The following is a 17,174-nucleotide window of genomic DNA, read 5'->3' as shown; positions in this document are numbered from 1 at the left end:
AACGGGAAAAGACTATGCGTACCCTCAAATCCTGGGCGCTTGACGCGCGTGACGCCAATGGCGTCACGCTCACCGTCGACGGCTCCCATTCGCTTCGGATCACCGTTCTCGAAGAGGCCCTGTTCCGGGTCTCGCTGAAGAAGGCGGGCACATGGCGGCTGGACCGCACATGGTCGATCGCCCCAACCGAAGACGTTCCCTTCGAAGGCCGGCCCCGCGACGACGTTTCCGGTTTTTCCCTGCCGGATTTCATCTGCACTGAAGGCGAAACGCTGGTGATCGAGACGGCAAGTCTCAGGCTCACCATCGAAAACCCGCTGACCATGCGCTGGGAAGCAAAACAGGCTGACGGCAGTTGGAAACTCGTGGCCGAAGAACGGCCCACCGGCGCCTACATGCTCGGCATTCGCGACCACCGCAACAGCCATTTCCTGCTCAGAAAACCCGGCGAGAAGGTCTACGGCCTCGGCGAAAAGGCGGGCGATCTCGAACGCTCCGGCCGCCGCTACGAGATGCGCAATCTCGACGCCATGGGCTATAATGCCAAGACCACCGACCCGCTTTACAAGCACCTGCCCGTCACCTTCACGGTGACGCCGGATGCCGGTGCCTTCTCGGTGTTTTACGACAATCTGGCCTCGTGCTGGTTCGACCTCGGCAACGAGTTCGACAATTATCACAAGCCCTTCCGCGCCTATCGCGCGCTCGATGGCGATCTCGACTACTATTTCGCCTGGGCGCCGGACATGCTGGATCTGGTGAAGGGCCACACACGCCTGACCGGCGGAACCGCTTTCATGCCGCGCTGGGCGCTCGGCTATTCCGGCTCGACCATGGCCTATACCGACCGGCCGAATGCGCAGGAAGAGCTCGAAGGCTTTCTGTCGAAGCTGTCGGAACACGACATTCCCTGCGACAGTTTCCAGATGTCGTCCGGCTACACCTCGATCGGCGCGAAGCGTTACGTCTTCAACTGGAATGACGAAAAATTCCCGGACGTCGAGGGCATGTCGAAAAAATTCGCCGATGCCGGGCTGACGCTGATCGCCAACATCAAGCCGGCATTGCTGCAGGACCATCCCCGTTTCAACGAGGCGCTCGATGCCGGCCTGTTCGTCACCGACAGCGAGACCAATTCCTATGCGGACGCGGTCTACTGGGATGACAGCGGCGCCCATCTCGATTTCACCAACCCGGCATCCGTCGCCTGGTGGCAGAAGGGCGTGACGGAGCAGCTGCTGAAAAAAGGCATTGCCTGCACCTGGAACGACAACAACGAATACGAAATCTGGGACGATGAAGCCCGCTGCAACGGTTTCGGCAACGAAATCCCCGTCGCGCTGATCCGCCCCCTGCATTCGCTGCTGATGAGCCGCGCCTCGAAGGAAGCGCAGGAGGCCTTCGATCCCGATCACCGGCAATATCTGATCTCGCGCGCCGGGTGCCCCGGCATCCAGCGCTATGTCCAGACCTGGTCGGGCGACAATTACACCCGCTGGGAAACCGTGCGCTACAACATCCGCATGGGCCTCTCCATGTCGCTGTCGGGCATTTACAATGTCGGCCATGATGTCGGCGGCTTTTCCGGCCCGAAACCGGAGCCGGAACTGTTCGTGCGCTGGGTCCAGAACGGCATTTTCCACCCGCGCTTCACCATTCACTCATGGAATGATGACGGCACGGCCAATGAAGCCTGGATGTATCCGGAGGTTCTGCCGCTGATCCGCGACGCGCTGAAGCTGCGCTACCGGTTGACGCCCTATCTCTACACGCTGACATGGCTTGCCACCACGGCCGACGAACCGATGCTGCGCCCGACTTTCCTCGATCATCCGCTTGACGCCCGCACGTTCGAGGAAACCGACGACTTCATGCTGGGCCGCGATCTTCTGGTCGCCAATGTGGTCGATAGCGGCGCGACCGCGCGGACGGTCTACCTGCCGGAGAATGACACCGGCTGGTGGAATTTCTGGTCCGGCGAATATCACGCCCCCGGCACGGAAGTGACGCTGCCGGTGGACCTTGCCAGCATGCCGCTGTTTGTCCGCGCCGGTGCGGTGATCCCGCTTTCCGACGGAGCAAACCGCGCCAATGCCGGGGCCGACAAAGCCCGTACGCTCGCGGTCTTCCCGGTTCCAGGGGCGTTTTCATCCGAAACGGTCGAATATGAAGATGATGGCGACACCGTGCACTGGCGCGATCCATCCGCCCATGCCGTGACGCGCTATGCGCTGTCCGGCGACGAGACCGGCCTGACGCTGAACTGGCAGCGCGAAGGCCGCTACACACCGGCCTACGAAAATGTCCGGATCCTCCTGCCTGAAGGTGAAAGCCGAAAAATTGCCGTCAATGGCATGGCCGACGCCAACGGCAAGACTGTCGGCCGCTGACCGACTTTTTGGGAGAGCTTCGGCTCTCCCCTTTTTCTTCACAAGCCCCATCGGCGACCGTGCCAGCCCGCACACGCCGTTTTACGGAAGGAACCACCATGTCCTCCAACCCTCTCCTCGATAACGCTGCCGCCGATGTTCTGCGCCCGGATTACGACCGCTCCAAGGTCGAAGCGCGCATGTGCCATATCGGTTTCGGCGCGTTTCACCGCGCCCATCAGGCCGTTTATACCGACGACGTTCTGCGCGCCGGCGGCAACTGGGGTTATCGCGAAATCGAACTCAGAGGCCCGTCCGCGCCGCTGAGAGCGCTTGCCGAACGCGACTACCTCTACAGTGTCGTCGAAAATGCCGCCGACGGGCAGAAAGCCCGGATTTCCGGTGCTGTCGTCGATCATCGCCATATGGAAGACTGCGGACCGCAAGGCATTGTCAACGCCATTGCCGACGAAAACATCGCGCTGGTGTCCATCACGGTGACGGAAAAGGGTTATACGCTCGGCTCCGATGGCGGCCTCGACTTCGACAATCCGGACGTGAAAGCCGACCTTGCAAACCCGGATCAGCCGCGATCGGTTGTCGGCATTCTGGTGGCTGCCCTTGAGGCCCGCAGAAAGGCGGGGCTGCCGCCCTTTACGGTTCTCTCCTGTGACAACCTGCCCTCGAACGGCCATCTGGCGCGCCGCGCCGTCATCGATTTCGCCCGCGCCCGCGACAAGGCGCTGGCCGACTGGATCGAGGAGAATGGCCGTTTCCCCTCGACCATGGTCGACCGCATCGTTCCGGCAATGACCGAGGAAAGCTATCGTCTGCTTGCCGAACGGATCGACACGGAAGACCCTGCCGGCATTGTCTGCGAGCCTTTCCGCCAATGGGTGATCGAGGATGATTTCGTCGCCGGTCGGCCGGACTGGGATCGCGCCGGCGCCACGTTTACCAATGACGTCGTGCCCTACGAGAACATGAAGCTCAGAATGCTGAACGGCTCGCATTCCTTCCTGGCCTATCTCGGCTATTTGGGCGGCTATGAAACCATTGCCGAGACCATGGAAGACGAAGCCTATCGCAAGGCGGCCCGCGACCTGATGGGCAAGGAACAGATCCCCACCCTCGAGGCTCCCGAAGGTATCGACCTTGATGACTACGCCGATGCGCTGATTGCCCGTTTCCAGAACCCCGCGATCCGTCACCGCACATGGCAGATCGCCATGGACGGCAGCCAGAAACTGCCGCAGCGCGCCCTCCAGTCGATCGCCCATCACCTGAAGAACGGCACCCCCTGCCCGCGGCTGACACTGCTGGTCGCCGGCTGGATCCGCTATGTTTCGGGAACCGACGAAAACGGAGAAGCCATCGACGTCCGTGACCCGCTGGCGGACAAGCTGAAAACGCTCGCCAATGGCGGCACCGCTGCCGAACGCGTGGAACGCGTCGTTACCGGTTCCGGCATTTTCCCCGCAGCGCTCGCACAAGACGCCGCCTTCAAGGCCAGCCTTTCGGAAAACCTTCAGGGCCTTGTTGAAAAAGGCGCACGCAGAATGGTTGCCGAACTGTCCTGAGGCCCGGCCTGCAAGGCCCTTGTTGCGCGCCGTGGCCATCCCGGTGCGCAACATATGCGCCCCGGTCACCGGTTTCCGGTACTACTGGAGAAACCTGCGGAAATAGCGCAGGGAGACGGCAAACAGAATGGCCGCGATGGCCGCAAGCCACAGCATTTGCGGCCATACCACATCCAGCCCCGCACCGCGAAACAGGATCGACTGCGCAAGAATGACGTAGTGCGTGTTGGGCGCAGCCAGCATGATGTTCTGCACGATGTCCGGCATCGATTCACGCGGGGTCTGGGAGCCTGAAAGGATCTGGAGCGGCAGCAGCACCAGGATCATCATGATCCCGAATTGCGGCATCGTTTTTGCAAACGTCGCCAGCAATATCCCGAGCGATGCGGTGGCAAACAAATGCAGGGCCGTGCCGACCAGAAACAGCGTCAGCGATCCCTGAAGCGGGATGCCCAGCACCCAGCCGCACATGACCACGGTCGCAAAGAGCGTGCCGAGCAGAACCACAAGGCTCATCGACCATAATTTGCTGACCATGATTTCCAGTGCCGTCACCGGCATGACCAGAAGATGCTCGATCGTGCCGTGTTCGCGCTCGCGGATCAGCGCAGCGCCGGGCAGAATCAGCGCCAGCAGCGTCACGCTGTTGGAAACACCCATCACGGCCTGGAACCAGCCGCTGTTGAGAACCGGATTGAACCGCGCGCGCAGCACCAGTTCAGCCGGCGGAGGCTGGCCGCTCCCGCCGGGATCGACAAACGCCGCCACCTCGTCGGAAACGATGGTCTGCACATAGCCCGCGCCGGAAAACGCCTGTGTCATCTGCGTGGCATCGACATTGAGCTGAATTTCCGGGCGCTTGCCCGCCAGAACATCGCTCTGGAAATTCGGCGGAATGTCGAGGGCGAAGGTGTCCAGCCCCTCATCCATGCGCCGGTCCATTTCATCCCACCCGATGATCGAAGGCTCGGAAAAATAGGGCGGCTGAAAGGCATGAATGATCCGCGTCGACAGCGGCGAGCCGTCTTCATCGACAATGGCGATCGGTGCGTGGTTCAGCACTTCGCTTTCCATCTGTGCCGATGACTGAATTTGAAAGGTGAAGGAAAACAGGATCAGAAACATCATGATCGGATCGCGCAGAAGTCCGCGGATTTCCTTGATGCCCAGTTGCAGCACATTGCCGAAATCCATCCTATTTCTCCTGCTTTCGCATCAGCAGCACGCCAATGCCGATCAGGACGGGAATTGACAGCGCCAGTGGCATCAGCGTTCCCGAAAGCTCGGCAAATCCAAGCCCCTTGGAAAAGGCGCCACGGGAAATCGTCATGAAATGCGTCGTCGGATATATTTTCGAGATCACGGCGCTGATGCCGGTGAGCGACGAAACGGGTGAAATCATGCCCGAAAACTGCACGGCCGGCAGCAGCGTCCCAAGCGCCGTTGCAAAAATGGCGGCAAGCTGGCTTTTCACGAATGCCGAGATCACCAGCCCCATGGCAGTCGCCGCCGATACGTAAAGAACACCGGCGGCAAAGAAGAAAACGCGGTCTCCGGTAAACGGCACCCTGAACAGCAGGATCGCCATCGCCGTCAGCAGTGCAAAATTGAGGATGGCGATCACCGTATAGGGGATCAGCTTTCCAAGCAGGAATTCCAGCCGGGTCACCGGCGTCACATAAAGATTGGTGATCGACCCCAGTTCCCGTTCCCGCACCACCGACAGCGTCGAAAGCATTGCCGGGATCAGCAGCAAGAGCAGTGGAATGACGGCAGGCACCATGGCGACAAGACTTTTGACATCAGGATTGTAGCGATAGCGCAATTGCAGGGTGAAGTCCCCGGCCACGGCATCGGCGCCGAACTCGCTGCGCATCCGGTCGGCCAGCCAGCTCTGATACATGCCCTGCACATAGCCCCTGACCGTCTCGGCGCGCGTCGGGTTCGAACCGTCAAACCAGCCTCCGATCCCCACAGGTCCGCCGCGCAGCAGATCGCGACCGAACCCCGGCGGGATTTCCAGCGCAAGATCCAGACCGCCCGCGCGCATCCGGTGATCCATCTGCGCATAGTCCGTCAGCGGCTCCTGTTCGATGAAATAGCGCGATCCGGCGATCTGGTCGGTAAAGTCGCGGCTGATGGAGGAATCGTCATAGTCGAGAACGGCGAAGGTCAGATCCTCGACATCCATGTTGATGCCATAGCCGATCACCAGCATCAGGATCAGCGATCCGAGGATCGCCAGCGCGCTGCGGATCGGGTCGCGCCGCAATTCCAGGGATTCGCGCATCGCATAGCTGAACATGCGGCGCGGGTCGAACCGGGGCGCCTTGGCCGTGGCGGCCTCCGGCTGCGCTTCAACCGGCGCTTCTTCGGCGACGGAAACGTCTTCTCCGGTCGCCTCTTCGAGATAGCTGATGAATGCTTCTTCCAGCGATGCCGCCCCGCAGGCGCTGATGATATCGTCCGGCCGGTCCGAAACCAGAACCTGACCGGCATGCATCAGCGAAATCCGGTCGCAAAGTGCCGCCTCGTTCATGAAATGCGTCGACACGAAAATCGTCACGCCCTCACCACGCGACAGTTCCGCAAGATGGCGCCAGAACACATCGCGGGCCACCGGATCGACCCCGGATGTCGGTTCGTCGAGGATCAGAATATCCGGTGCATGGATCATCGCGACAGCGAGAGACAGGCGCTGGCGGATGCCGAGAGGAAGCGCGTCGGGCCGGGCGTCCATCACGCTCGACAGTTCGAAGCGGTCGGCCATTTCGGCAATGCGCGCAGGGATCGCCGCCGCATCCAGCCTGAAAAGCCGCGCATGCATGTCGAGGTTCTGCGCGACCGTCAGTTCGCCGTAGAGCGAAAACGACTGGCTCATATAGCCGATGCGCCGGCGGACAGCGAGGTCGTGGGGATCGACCGGCGAACCGAACAGTTTTGCTGTGCCTTCGCTGACCGGAAGAAGGCCGGTCAGCATTTTCATCGTCGTGGTCTTGCCGCAGCCATTGGAGCCGAGAAATCCGAAAATCTCACCCTTGGCGATCTGGAAACTGACATGGTCAACAGCCGTAAAATCCCCGAAACGCTTGGTCAGGCCTTCGGCTTCTATGGCAAAACCGCCGCCGTCATGTTCGGCCATCGGCGGTATCGTCACGCCTTCATGGCCCCGGCGGTTTTCCTCGGGCAGGAGCGCGATAAAGGCTGTGTCGAGGTCGCGCGTACCCGTCTGTGCCATAAGATCGGCAGGCGTGCCGGTGGCAAGCACACGGCCCGCATTCATCGCCACCAGCCAGTCAAAACGGGTCGCTTCCTCCATATAAGCGGTCGCGACGATCACGCTCATGCCCGGCCGGCCGGCGCGAATATGATCGATCAGCTCCCAGAACTGACGGCGGGAAAGCGGATCGACACCGGTGGTCGGCTCATCGAGGATCAGAAGGTCGGGATCGTGGATCAGCGCGCAGCACAGGCCCAGCTTCTGCTTCATGCCGCCTGAGAGATTGCCCGCCGGGCGGTCGCGGAAGGCTTCCAGCCCGGTTGCGGTGAGCAGTTGCGCGATACGCGCCTCGCGTTCGGCGCGGGCGTGGCCGAAAAGACGGCCGAAGAAATCGACATTCTCGAAAACCGACAGCGTGTGGTAGAGATTTTTCCCCAGCCCCTGCGGCATATAGGCAATGCGCGGGCAAACGGCCTGACGGTGGCCGGCCGAGCGCATATCGCCGCCCAGAACATGCAGCCCGCCCGCCTGCAATGCCCGCGCTCCGGAGATCAGCGCCAGAAGAGAAGACTTGCCGACGCCATCGGGGCCGATCAGGCCAACCATCTTTCCGGCCGGAACGACAAGCGAAACATCGTCCAGCGCCTGAACCCTGCGATAGGACAGGCTCACGCCTTCAACTGTTACGACCGGATAGGTATCAGTCATTGGATCAGGTTCTGCTGCAGGAAGTCCGGCCATTCGGCATCGGGGTCCAGCTTGACATAGGCCATGCCGGGCAGGCCGGTTTTCACCTGCGTCATATATTGCTCCAGCAATTCAGGTGCGATCCGCGCCCTGACTCGGAAGGCCAGCTTCAGTCGTTCCTCCTCGGTCTCCACCGTTCGCGGGGTGAACTGGGCGGTGTCGGAAACGAACGAGACGGTCGCCGGAATGACAATATCAGGCGCGGCATCCATGATGAGGCGCACTTCGGAGCCAAGCGCCACGCGCCCGGCTTCTGCCGTCGGCAGGAATATATTCATATAGACGTCCGACACGTCGATCATGTTGATGACGCGGCCGCCCGATCCGATGACCTCTCCGGGCTCGGCCAGCCGGTACTGAACCCGCCCGTCGCGCGGGGCCACGAGGGTGGCATCGGCAATCTGCACGTCGATGCGCGCCACCGAGGCTTTGGCCGCCGTCACGGCAGCCTGGGCATCGACCACCTGCGCCCGAGCCGAGGTGATAGCCGCTTTTGCAGCGGCAACCGATGCCCGCGCAGAGGCAAGCGCCGCGTTGGCGCGACGTTCGGCGGAGCGGTCATCATCAAGAACCTGCCGGGAAATCGTTTCGCGCGCAGCAAGCTGCTCCGAGCGCTCAAGCCGTGCGGCGGCGGCATCCAGCTCGGCCTGCCGGACATCGACATTCGCCTGCGCGGCGTCCAGTTCCGCATTGCGCTGTTCGACGATGCTTTCGGCGGTTTCAATCGCGATTTCCGCACGGCGCTGCTGGGCCTGCGCTTCGGCTTTCTGCGCTTCCAGCTCGGCGGTATCCATCCGGGCCAGCATCTCGCCTGCCACGACAAAATCGCCTTCCCGTGGGAAAACGGCTTCGATACGGCCGCCGGTCTTGGCGGCGACATCGATATCGACGGCTTCCAGACGTCCGTTGCCGCGGGCAATGCCCTCCGGCATGTCGCTCGTACTGGCCTGCTGCCAGATGAACCAGCCGGCGCCGCCGACCACCAATATTGCAACAACGAACCATTTAAGACGTGTCTTCATCTCACTCCCCACACAGCGCCCGGCGCCAGTCTCGTATCAGCCGCCCGAACCGGACTGAAGTTTCAAATCGTCGGCTGGCGGTGTCCCGGAAGCAGGCACGGGTGCGATTTCCGCCCCGCAGAATTGCGCTGTTGCCTCTTGAATTTTCCGCAGATATTGCCGGATGGCCTCAAGCTCTCTGTCGCTCAGCCCTTTCGTCGCCTCGGTATGATGCTCATGCAGGATACGGTAGAGCCTGAGCGGTTCGGCAACAGCGGCCTCATTCAGCGTCACCAGAACGCCGCGCCGGTCTGAGGGATTGGGCACCCTGGCAATGAAACCGCCATTTTCCAGCCGGGTCAGCAAGGCCGAAACCGCGCCGGATGTCAGCCCCAGAAAACCCGACAGATCCTTCGGGCTCATCGGTTTTCCGGCATCGCTCAGCACGCAGACCGCCCTGAAATCCGTGGCATGCATTCCGCTCGAACTTGCCGAGCGAGCATAGCAAATCTCGATCTGCTGGATCAGGCCCAGAAGCGCAATTCCGGTTTCACGGACGCCGGCATTCCTGTCATCGAAACTCTTCATAATTTTATTTAATCATAAAGTATCTTGACAGTGAAGCTAAATACGACCGTCACGAAACCATGCGTGGCCCCTGCGCCTGGCCATGCGTCAGAATGCCGGTCAGCGCGACAATTTCGCGTTCGAGCGTTTCCATCGGCACACCGACGAACCGGTTTTCAACGCTGATGGCGATGACGCCGTGAACCGCACCGAAAAAGGTGCGGGCGCGATCGGTGACCTCTTCCGGGCTGGCCTCGGGCATCAGCCGGGCAAGCGGCGCGTCAATCTTTGCCATGAGCGCGGCGACTTCCTCGTCCAGCCAGACCGGAACCGTTGCACCTTCCGGCATGTGATGCTCGAACAGCGCGGCCCAGAGATTGCGGTTTGCGGCGACAAAACGCAGATAGGCCAGCCCGAGCGCCTCGAAGGCGCGGTCATCGGCCACACCTGCAAGAGCCGTATCCATCTCCGCCTCGATTGCCTGCAATGTCTGGAAATTGACATGCAGGATCAGCGTGTCGATATCATCGAAAATCGTGTAGAGGCTGCCGAGCGCGCATCCCGTCTTCGCAGCGATGTCGCGGGCACGCAATCCTTTCAGCCCGCCCTCGGCAATCAGCGACCGCGTTGCTGCGATCAGCGCCGATTTGAGTGCATCGCGTTTGGCTTCCCGCTTTCCGGCCATCGCCTCGATCTCCAAAAAAGAACAATGTTCATTTTTATCTTGAACAATGTTCATAAATTCCATATACAGATTTCTGAACAATGTTCATACAATGACCTGTGACGATGTTCAAGCCGGCAGCCAAAACCGTGAATACGGGAACGGCCATTCATCGCACCGCCATTTCGAAAGAGGAACCATGACGGATCATCTGATGACATCGCGGCGGTTTGCGCCGCTGTTCTGGACGCAGTTTCTGTCGGCGTTCAACGACAACTTCCTGAAAAACACCCTCGTGCTTTTCGTGCTGTTCAAGTTGACCGAAGATGCCGCAGCGCCGCTGATTTCACTGGCAGGCGCGCTGTTCGTTCTGCCGTTTCTGGCGCTTTCGGCCACCGGCGGCGAAATGGCCGACCGCTTCGACAAGGCGGTGATGGCCGAACGGCTGAAGCTGGCCGAGATCGGCGCGGCGGCCGTCGCTGTTGCCGGCCTTGCCCTTTCCTCCGTTGCGGTGCTGATGCTGGCACTGGTTCTGTTCGGCATCGTCTCGGCGCTGTTTGGGCCGGTGAAATACGGCATCCTGCCGGATCATCTGGAAAAAAGCGCCCTGCCGCGCGCCAATGCCTGGATCGAGGGGGCGACCTTCATCGCGATCCTGGGCGGCACCATCATTGCCGGCATCGCGGCCGCCGACGGTGTCCGCCTCTGGCTTTTCGCCCCGATGATGATGACGCTGGCCGTCGGCTGCTGGTTGGCCAGCCGTTTCATCCCGAAAACCGGGGCCAAAGCGCCGGATCTGGCGCTGGACAGGAATATATTCCGGGTAAGCTGGCGGCTTGTCGGAGAGCTGAAGGCGGATAGCCGGATCTGGCGCGCCGCACTGATGGCGTCCTGGTTCTGGTTTGTCGGCGCCGTCATTCTTTCGCTGCTGCCGCCCGTCGTCAAGAATACGCTCGGCGGCGACCAGATTGCGATTACCGCCTATCTCGCCGTCTTCGCCGTTTCCATCGGCATCGGGTCGGCAATGGCCGCATGGATGTCTTCGGGCCGCATCGTCTTGCTGCCCGCACCTTTCGGCACGGCCCTGGTTGCGCTTTTCGGCCTGCATCTGGCCTGGAATATCGCAAGCGCGGGGACATTGCCGCCTTCGACCACGCTTGCCGGCTTTTTTGCCCACCCGGTCAATCTCGTCATTGCAGTCGACCTTGCCGGCATGGCCATTGCCGGGGCCTTTCTGGTGGTCCCCACCTTTGCCGCACTTCAGGCATGGTCGCATGAAGACCATCGCGCCCGGGTCATCGGCGCCACCAATGTGCTGACGGCGGCCTTCACCACGGTTGGCGGCACGCTTGTCGCAGCACTTCAGGCGGCAGGCGTTGCAATTCCCGTCCTGCTTGTCGGCCTTGCGGTCCTCAACGGCGTTGCGGCCTGGCTGATGCTGCGAACCCTGCCGACCAATGCGTTTCGCGATTTCGTCTCGATCCTGTTTCGCGCCTTCCTTCGCCTCGAGGTGAAGGGGCTTGAAAACCTCGACAAGGCCGGGGCTAATCCCATTCTGGCGCTCAACCACGTATCGCTGCTCGACGGGCCGCTGGCGCTGACGCTGCTGGACCGCGATCCGGTGTTTGCGGTCGACTACAAGACCGCGCGGATCTGGTGGATCCGCCCCTTCCTGAAAATGTGCAATTTCATGCCGCTCGACCCGTCGCGGCCGATGGCAGCCCGCACACTGATCCGCTCCGTCAACGACGGCAATCCGCTGGTGATCTTTCCCGAAGGCCGCCTGACGGTCACCGGCAGCCTGATGAAGGTGTATGACGGTGCGGCCATGGTGGCCGACAAGACCGGCTCCATGGTGGTTCCGGTCCGCATCGACGGGCTGGAAAAGAGCTATTTTTCGCGCCTGACCGGCCGCAATGTCCGCCCTCGCCTGTTTCCCAAGGTGAAGGTCACCATTCTGGAACCGGTGCGACTTTCCGTCGGTGACAACCTGTTCGGCCGCAAGCGCCGCATGGCCGCCGGCGCAGCACTTTACCAGATCATGTCGCAGATGCTGTTTGAGACCACATCGACATCATCGACCCTGATGGATCGCGTGATCGAAACCGCAAAAGAGCGCGGTTTCGGCAAACAGGCGATCGAGGACCCGATCACCGGAAAAATGTCCTATGGCCGGCTCCTGACCGCGGCAGCCGTGCTTGGCGGCAAATTCCGGGACATGTTTGCAGGCGACAGCAATATCGGCGTGCTGCTGCCCAATGCCAATGGCACGGTCGCCACCACGCTCGGGTTGATTTCCGCCGGAAAAGTGCCTGCCATGCTGAACTTCACCGCCGGCGCGACCAATCTGGTCTCCGCCTGCAAGGCCGCCGACCTGCGCGTGGTGCTGACCTCACGGGCCTTTGTCGAACAGGGCCGGCTTGAAAGCGTCATTGCGGCTTTGCAGAAACAGGTGACGATCATCTATCTGGATGATCTGCGCGCGACACTTGGGCCCCGTGACAAGCTTGCCGGCCGCCTTCGCCGGGCAAGACCGCTGGTCCGGCGCCAGCCGGATGACCCTGCGGTTATTCTGTTCACCTCCGGCTCGGAGGGCACGCCCAAGGGCGTGGTGCTGACCAATCGCAACATCCTGGCCAATGCGGCACAGGCCGCTTCGCGAATCGATTTCACGCCGGGCGACAAGGTGTTCAACATCCTGCCCGCCTTCCACGCATTCGGCCTGACGGCAGGCACGTTCCTGCCGCTGACATCGGGCGTGCCCATCTATCTCTACCCCTCGCCGCTGCACTACCGCATCGTGCCGGAACTGATCTACAGCTCCAATGCGACCATCATTTTCGGGACGGATACCTTCCTCAACGGCTATGCCCGCACTGCCCACCCCTATGACATGCGCTCGATCCGCTATTGCTTTGCCGGCGCCGAGCCCGTCAGGCCGTCGACCCGCACGCTTTATATGGAAAAATTCGGCGTGCGTATTCTGGAAGGCTACGGCGTCACCGAGGCCGCGCCCGTTATCGCCATCAATACGCCGATGTACAACAAGGGCGGAACCGTCGGAAAGATCATGCCGGGCATGGAATACCGGCTCGATCCGGTGCCCGGCATCGACGAAGGCGGCCGCCTGTTCGTGCGTGGCGACAATGTCATGGCCGGTTATCTGCGTGCCGAAAATCCGGGCAGGATCGACGTGCCGGAAGACGGCTGGCACGACACGGGCGATATCGTCACGATCGACGAGGAGGGTTTCATCACCATCCGCGGCCGCGCCAAACGCTTCGCCAAGATCGGCGGGGAAATGATCTCGCTGGCAGCCGTCGAGGCGGCGGCCGGTTCGCTGTGGCCCGACAATCTCAGCGTCGTGATCGCCGTTGCCGATCCGAAGAAGGGCGAACGGCTGGTTCTGCTCACCAATGCGCCGGGCGCCACGCGTGAGGACTTCGCCCGCCACGCCCGCGCACAGGGGCTTGCCGACCTGATGATACCGGCAGAACTGCGCATCGGCACCGTGCCGGTCACCGGCTCCGGCAAGATCGATCTGGTCGCTGCCGAACGTCAGGTCCGCGGGGAACCGTAACCAGAACACGGCATCCTGCGGAACATCGCGGCACGCCCTCGTCTATGGTATCTGCTCTGGTACCGGCGCGCCGCTCAGCGACGCTTCAGGCTGGCAACGGCTGTATTGACCGCGGTATCGCCATCGGTCAGTTCCAGGAACGCGCGGCGAATATCCGGGTGCTCGATCAGGCTTGCGAGCACGCGCGCGACATTGCCGCGGGCAACATTGCCATAAGCCACGGCCGGACCGAGGCTGACCCTGCCGTCACCGTCTTCATGCACCAGTGTGCCGGGACGCAGGATAACCCAGTCGAGGTCTGACGACGCCACCGCCACATCGGCGCGTTTCTTCTCGCGCATGTAATGTTCGAAACGGTCGTTGCGTTCGCGCGACCGCCCGGCTTCGGGAAAGGCGGAAACGAGGTAGAACCGGGAAATCCCCAGTCTGCGGGCCGCAGCCACCAGCTTGATCGGCGCATCGCCGTCAATCGTCGTGGTGCGATCGAGCCCGCTTCCCGCAGCACCCGCCGAAAACACGATCGCATCGCAGCCCTCGGCGACGCGGACAAAATCGTCCTCGTCCATCTCCATGATATCGCCGGAAACCGGCGTCGCCCCTGCCGCCGTGATTGCAGCGGCCTGTTCGGCCTTGCGGTGAAGGCCGACAACCGAATGTCCGTTTTCAACAAGTAAGGGAAGAAGCCGGTGCCCAATGCCGCCGGTAGCGCCGATCACGAGTATTTTCATGATATCGAATCCTGCGTGTGGTTTGCTTTAAATCCTGATCACTCGGCTTCTTATGTCGTAAGCGGCAATGCTGAAATCAACCACATCGCAGAACCGGAGACCCACGACCACCGGCGTTGCCCGGGCCACAAGGCGCATATCGGAAAGGTCGGCAGCCGTCAGTCCGGTGCGGCAAGCGGCGGATCACTTTCGCCTTCAACCAGTTCGAGCGGCCATATCCTGTTCCTGGGAACATCCTGATAGCCTTCGGCAAAGGCCGGCAGATTGGACAGCAGCATCTCCGCCAGCATGCGGCCGAGCGCATCGAGATCGAGACGGAAACAGGTCAGCCTCGGCAGCAGAAACCGGCCGACGGGACTTTCGCGTTCGGCGATCACGGCAAGATCGCGACCCGGCACCAGACCGGCCTCGCCAAGCCGGCGATAAAGCCCGACCGACATCAGTTCGGCATTGAGGACAATCGCTGTCGGCCGTTTCTTGCTGGCAAGCAGCTTTTCACCGACGCGATAACCGCCCTCCTCCAGCGCCTGCTCGTAGAAGATATAATCCGGCTCCTCCTGCAGGCCGCATTTGGCAAGGCCGGCGCGGTAGCCCTCCAGAAACAGCTTGCCGAGATTGACATCGGAGGCCGGGGCCGCAATGGCGATGCGCCGATGGCCGCGCTCGAAAAGGCGCAAGACCGCACGTTCGGCAATGCCTTCGAAATCAAGGTCCACCCAGTTGTTGCCGGGCAACGCCGAATCGCTGCGTCCGAGAGACACGAAAGGCATGCCCGCCGTCGTCAGAAAGGCAAAACGCGGGTCCTTGACCCGGGTCGCGGTAATGATCATCGCATCGACAAGGCGGCGCGCCACCATGCGCCTCAAAAAAGCATCGTAGTTTTCTTCCCGCGGACAGAGGAGTAGGACCAGGTCAAGTCCGTGGCGGGAAAGAACGTTCTGAAGACCGGCAATGACCAACGGGAAAAAGTTCTCGTTGCCCGCGCCCACGGACGAACCGTGATTGAGCACAAGACCGATGGTCTTGCTCGCGCCCTGCCTGAGGCTGCGACCGGCCTGATTGGGAACATAGCCCAGATCTTCCGCCGCAGCCAGAACACGGCGCCGCGTTTCCGCGTTGACATCGCTTTTCCCGTTCAGTGCTCGCGACACCGTACCCGTTGAAATCTGCAGATGCTCGGCGAGCTGACGGATACCCTTCATTCGATTTTGCCCCCTTGATGAACGTACCTCTATTGACACTTCACGCAGACGAGGTCTATTATCGTAAACGTTTACGACGCGTGTTTCGAGCGTTTTCCGCTTCCGAAAGGCTTTTTCAGCCGGCCGGACATGTCGAAACAAGGCTGGGAGGAAAAGCCTGAACACACGCCAGACAACCGCCTTTGTTTTTTTGAATTTAGGTTTTTCGGGAGGTACTTGTGAAAAATATACGTACAATCGCCTATGCATCTGTCGCCGCGGTAAGCCTGTCGCTTGCGCTGCCGGCATTTGCTCAGGATCCGGTCAACATTCAGCTTTGGGCAGTTGACCGTCCGGACCAGCCTGCGCCACAGCTGATCGATGAATTCAACGAAAGCCAGGACGAAATCCACGTTGAATACCGCCAGCTCCAGTTCTCCGACCTTCTGAGCGACGTGATGCGCGCTTATGCCGTCGGCAAGGCGCCTGACATCTATGCCGTCGATGTGCCGTTCAACGCCATGATGGCGTCCAAGGGCGCACTGATGGACCTCACCGAGATGGTCGAGAATTCCGACGTCATCAACATTGATGATTACTATCCCGGCCCTGTTGAATCGGCGACCTGGGACGGCAAGCTTTACGGCGTTCCGAAATCAACGAACACCATTGCCCTGTTCTACAATGAGGACATGTTCGAGGCTGCTGGCATCGATGAGCCGCCGCAGACCTGGGATGAACTCTATCAGGATGCACAGGCGCTGACGGACAAGGACGCAGGTGTCTACGGCCTCGCATTCTCCGCGCAGGCCAATGAAGAAGGCACGTTCCAGTTCCTGCCCTGGGTCCAGATGGCCGGCGGCAGCTGGGATGACGTCAACGGCCCCGGCGCGGTCGAAGCCCTGACGCTGTGGAAGAAGTTCCTCGATGAGGGACTGGCTTCACCGGACACGATCAGCCGCAGCCAGTGGGTCTCGACATCGACCTTCATCAGCGGCAATGCCGCGATGGCGATTTCAGGCCCCTGGGAGCTTGACCGCATGGTGCGCGAAGCCGATTTCAACTGGAACGTCGCACTGCTGCCCGTTCCGGAAGAAGGTGCGCCGCGTTCGTCGGCCATGGGCGACTATAACTGGGTTCTGTTCAAGTCGACCGAGCACCCGGAAGAAACCTTCAAGGTTCTGGAATACATCGCCTCCAAGGACCCGGAAATGTTCCAGCGCTTCGGTCAGTTGCCCCCGGAAGACAATGTTGAGATCCCTTCCACCGGCAATGAAGAACTCGACCAGGCTCTGTCAACATTCCAGGAACAGCTGAAATATGCCCAGCCGCGTGGTCCGTCGCCGGAATGGCCTGCGATTTCCAAGGCTGTTCAGGATGCGCTTCAGGCCGCTTTGACCGGTTCCCAGACGCCGCAGCAGGCGCTTGATGCCGCTCAGGCAAAAATCGACAAAGTCACCAACTAATCCCAAGGCGTGACCGTCACGCAAAGTCCGGCCCGCACCTCATTTGAGGTGCGGGTACGGCGAAGCTATAC

11 protein-coding genes are annotated in these 17,174 nt (G+C 61.2%); 4 read left to right on the top strand and 7 right to left on the bottom strand.

Annotated elements, in window-relative coordinates; all coding sequences use genetic code 11:
* Positions 1 to 14 precede the first annotated feature (14 nt).
* Both ABID12_RS10735 and ABID12_RS10730 read left to right on the top strand, forming a co-directional pair.
* A complete protein-coding gene (locus tag ABID12_RS10735) occupies positions 15 to 2,390 on the top strand; it encodes a glycoside hydrolase family 31 protein (protein ID WP_354434204.1) in 2,376 nt (791 codons plus the stop codon).
* Between the two features lie 98 nt (positions 2,391 to 2,488).
* Positions 2,489 to 3,949 carry a mannitol dehydrogenase family protein gene (locus tag ABID12_RS10730; RefSeq protein WP_354434203.1) on the top strand — a complete coding sequence of 487 codons (1,461 nt, stop codon included), beginning with the start codon at positions 2,489 to 2,491 and terminating at the stop codon, positions 3,947 to 3,949.
* Positions 3,950 to 4,030: 81 nt separating this feature from the next.
* Here the strand turns inward: ABID12_RS10730 and ABID12_RS10725 are convergent, their stop codons facing one another.
* From ABID12_RS10725 to ABID12_RS10705, 5 genes are read right to left on the bottom strand one after another with little or no spacing between them, the layout of a single operon-like run.
* Complete coding sequence (locus ABID12_RS10725; RefSeq protein ID WP_354434202.1) at positions 4,031 to 5,143, bottom strand: ABC transporter permease; 1,113 nt, start codon at positions 5,141 to 5,143, stop codon at positions 4,031 to 4,033.
* Between the two features lies 1 nt (position 5,144).
* Entirely contained in the window at positions 5,145 to 7,910 is a 2,766-nt protein-coding gene (gene rbbA, locus ABID12_RS10720; RefSeq protein ID WP_435528212.1) for a ribosome-associated ATPase/putative transporter RbbA, read from the bottom strand.
* The gene (locus ABID12_RS10715; protein ID WP_354434200.1) at positions 7,874 to 8,938 is read right to left on the bottom strand and encodes an HlyD family secretion protein; all 1,065 of its coding nucleotides are present in this window, start codon (positions 8,936 to 8,938) and stop codon (positions 7,874 to 7,876) included. The genes rbbA and ABID12_RS10715 overlap by 37 nt, the downstream gene beginning before the upstream one ends.
* A gap of 36 nt (positions 8,939 to 8,974) precedes the next feature.
* Positions 8,975 to 9,505: a MarR family winged helix-turn-helix transcriptional regulator gene (locus ABID12_RS10710; RefSeq protein WP_354434199.1), complete on the bottom strand. Its 531-nt coding sequence runs from the start codon at positions 9,503 to 9,505 to the stop codon at positions 8,975 to 8,977.
* A gap of 49 nt (positions 9,506 to 9,554) precedes the next feature.
* Positions 9,555 to 10,169: a TetR/AcrR family transcriptional regulator gene (locus tag ABID12_RS10705; protein ID WP_354434198.1), complete on the bottom strand. Its 615-nt coding sequence runs from the start codon at positions 10,167 to 10,169 to the stop codon at positions 9,555 to 9,557.
* Positions 10,170 to 10,347: 178 nt separating this feature from the next.
* Here ABID12_RS10705 and ABID12_RS10700 point away from each other — a divergent pair, with 178 nt between their 5' ends.
* The gene (locus tag ABID12_RS10700) at positions 10,348 to 13,728 is read left to right on the top strand and encodes an acyl-[ACP]--phospholipid O-acyltransferase (protein ID WP_354434197.1); all 3,381 of its coding nucleotides are present in this window, start codon (positions 10,348 to 10,350) and stop codon (positions 13,726 to 13,728) included.
* A 74-nt stretch (positions 13,729 to 13,802) separates the two neighbouring features.
* On the opposite strand, the gene ABID12_RS10695 is transcribed toward ABID12_RS10700, so the two are convergent.
* Both ABID12_RS10695 and ABID12_RS10690 read right to left on the bottom strand, forming a co-directional pair.
* Complete coding sequence (locus tag ABID12_RS10695) at positions 13,803 to 14,456, bottom strand: NAD(P)H-binding protein (protein WP_354434196.1); 654 nt, start codon at positions 14,454 to 14,456, stop codon at positions 13,803 to 13,805.
* A gap of 158 nt (positions 14,457 to 14,614) precedes the next feature.
* Positions 14,615 to 15,658 (bottom strand): LacI family DNA-binding transcriptional regulator, encoded by a 1,044-nt coding sequence (locus tag ABID12_RS10690; RefSeq protein ID WP_354434195.1) that lies wholly within the window; start codon positions 15,656 to 15,658, stop codon positions 14,615 to 14,617.
* A gap of 218 nt (positions 15,659 to 15,876) precedes the next feature.
* Between ABID12_RS10690 and ABID12_RS10685 the strand changes: the two genes are divergently transcribed.
* Positions 15,877 to 17,103: an ABC transporter substrate-binding protein gene (locus ABID12_RS10685; RefSeq protein ID WP_435528211.1), complete on the top strand. Its 1,227-nt coding sequence runs from the start codon at positions 15,877 to 15,879 to the stop codon at positions 17,101 to 17,103.
* Positions 17,104 to 17,174: the final 71 nt, after the last annotated feature.

The organism is Martelella mangrovi (assembly GCF_040545495.1).
GTDB lineage: Bacteria > Pseudomonadota > Alphaproteobacteria > Rhizobiales > Rhizobiaceae > Martelella > Martelella mangrovi.
Note: the sequence above shows the minus strand (reverse complement) of the source record. Positions and strands in the feature narration are given on the sequence as shown.

Coding starts and splice junctions, on each gene's coding strand:
- ABID12_RS10710 (WP_354434199.1), bottom strand. CDS start 9,505: ATGAAGAGTTTCGATGACAGGAATGCCGGCGTCCGTGAAACCGGAATT.
- rbbA (WP_435528212.1), bottom strand. CDS start 7,910: ATGGCCGGACTTCCTGCAGCAGAACCTGATCCAATGACTGATACCTAT.
- ABID12_RS10695 (WP_354434196.1), bottom strand. CDS start 14,456: ATGAAAATACTCGTGATCGGCGCTACCGGCGGCATTGGGCACCGGCTT.
- ABID12_RS10735 (WP_354434204.1), top strand. CDS start 15: ATGCGTACCCTCAAATCCTGGGCGCTTGACGCGCGTGACGCCAATGGC.
- ABID12_RS10730 (WP_354434203.1), top strand. CDS start 2,489: ATGTCCTCCAACCCTCTCCTCGATAACGCTGCCGCCGATGTTCTGCGC.
- ABID12_RS10715 (WP_354434200.1), bottom strand. CDS start 8,938: ATGAAGACACGTCTTAAATGGTTCGTTGTTGCAATATTGGTGGTCGGC.
- ABID12_RS10725 (WP_354434202.1), bottom strand. CDS start 5,143: ATGGATTTCGGCAATGTGCTGCAACTGGGCATCAAGGAAATCCGCGGA.
- ABID12_RS10690 (WP_354434195.1), bottom strand. CDS start 15,658: ATGAAGGGTATCCGTCAGCTCGCCGAGCATCTGCAGATTTCAACGGGT.
- ABID12_RS10705 (WP_354434198.1), bottom strand. CDS start 10,169: ATGGCCGGAAAGCGGGAAGCCAAACGCGATGCACTCAAATCGGCGCTG.
- ABID12_RS10700 (WP_354434197.1), top strand. CDS start 10,348: ATGACGGATCATCTGATGACATCGCGGCGGTTTGCGCCGCTGTTCTGG.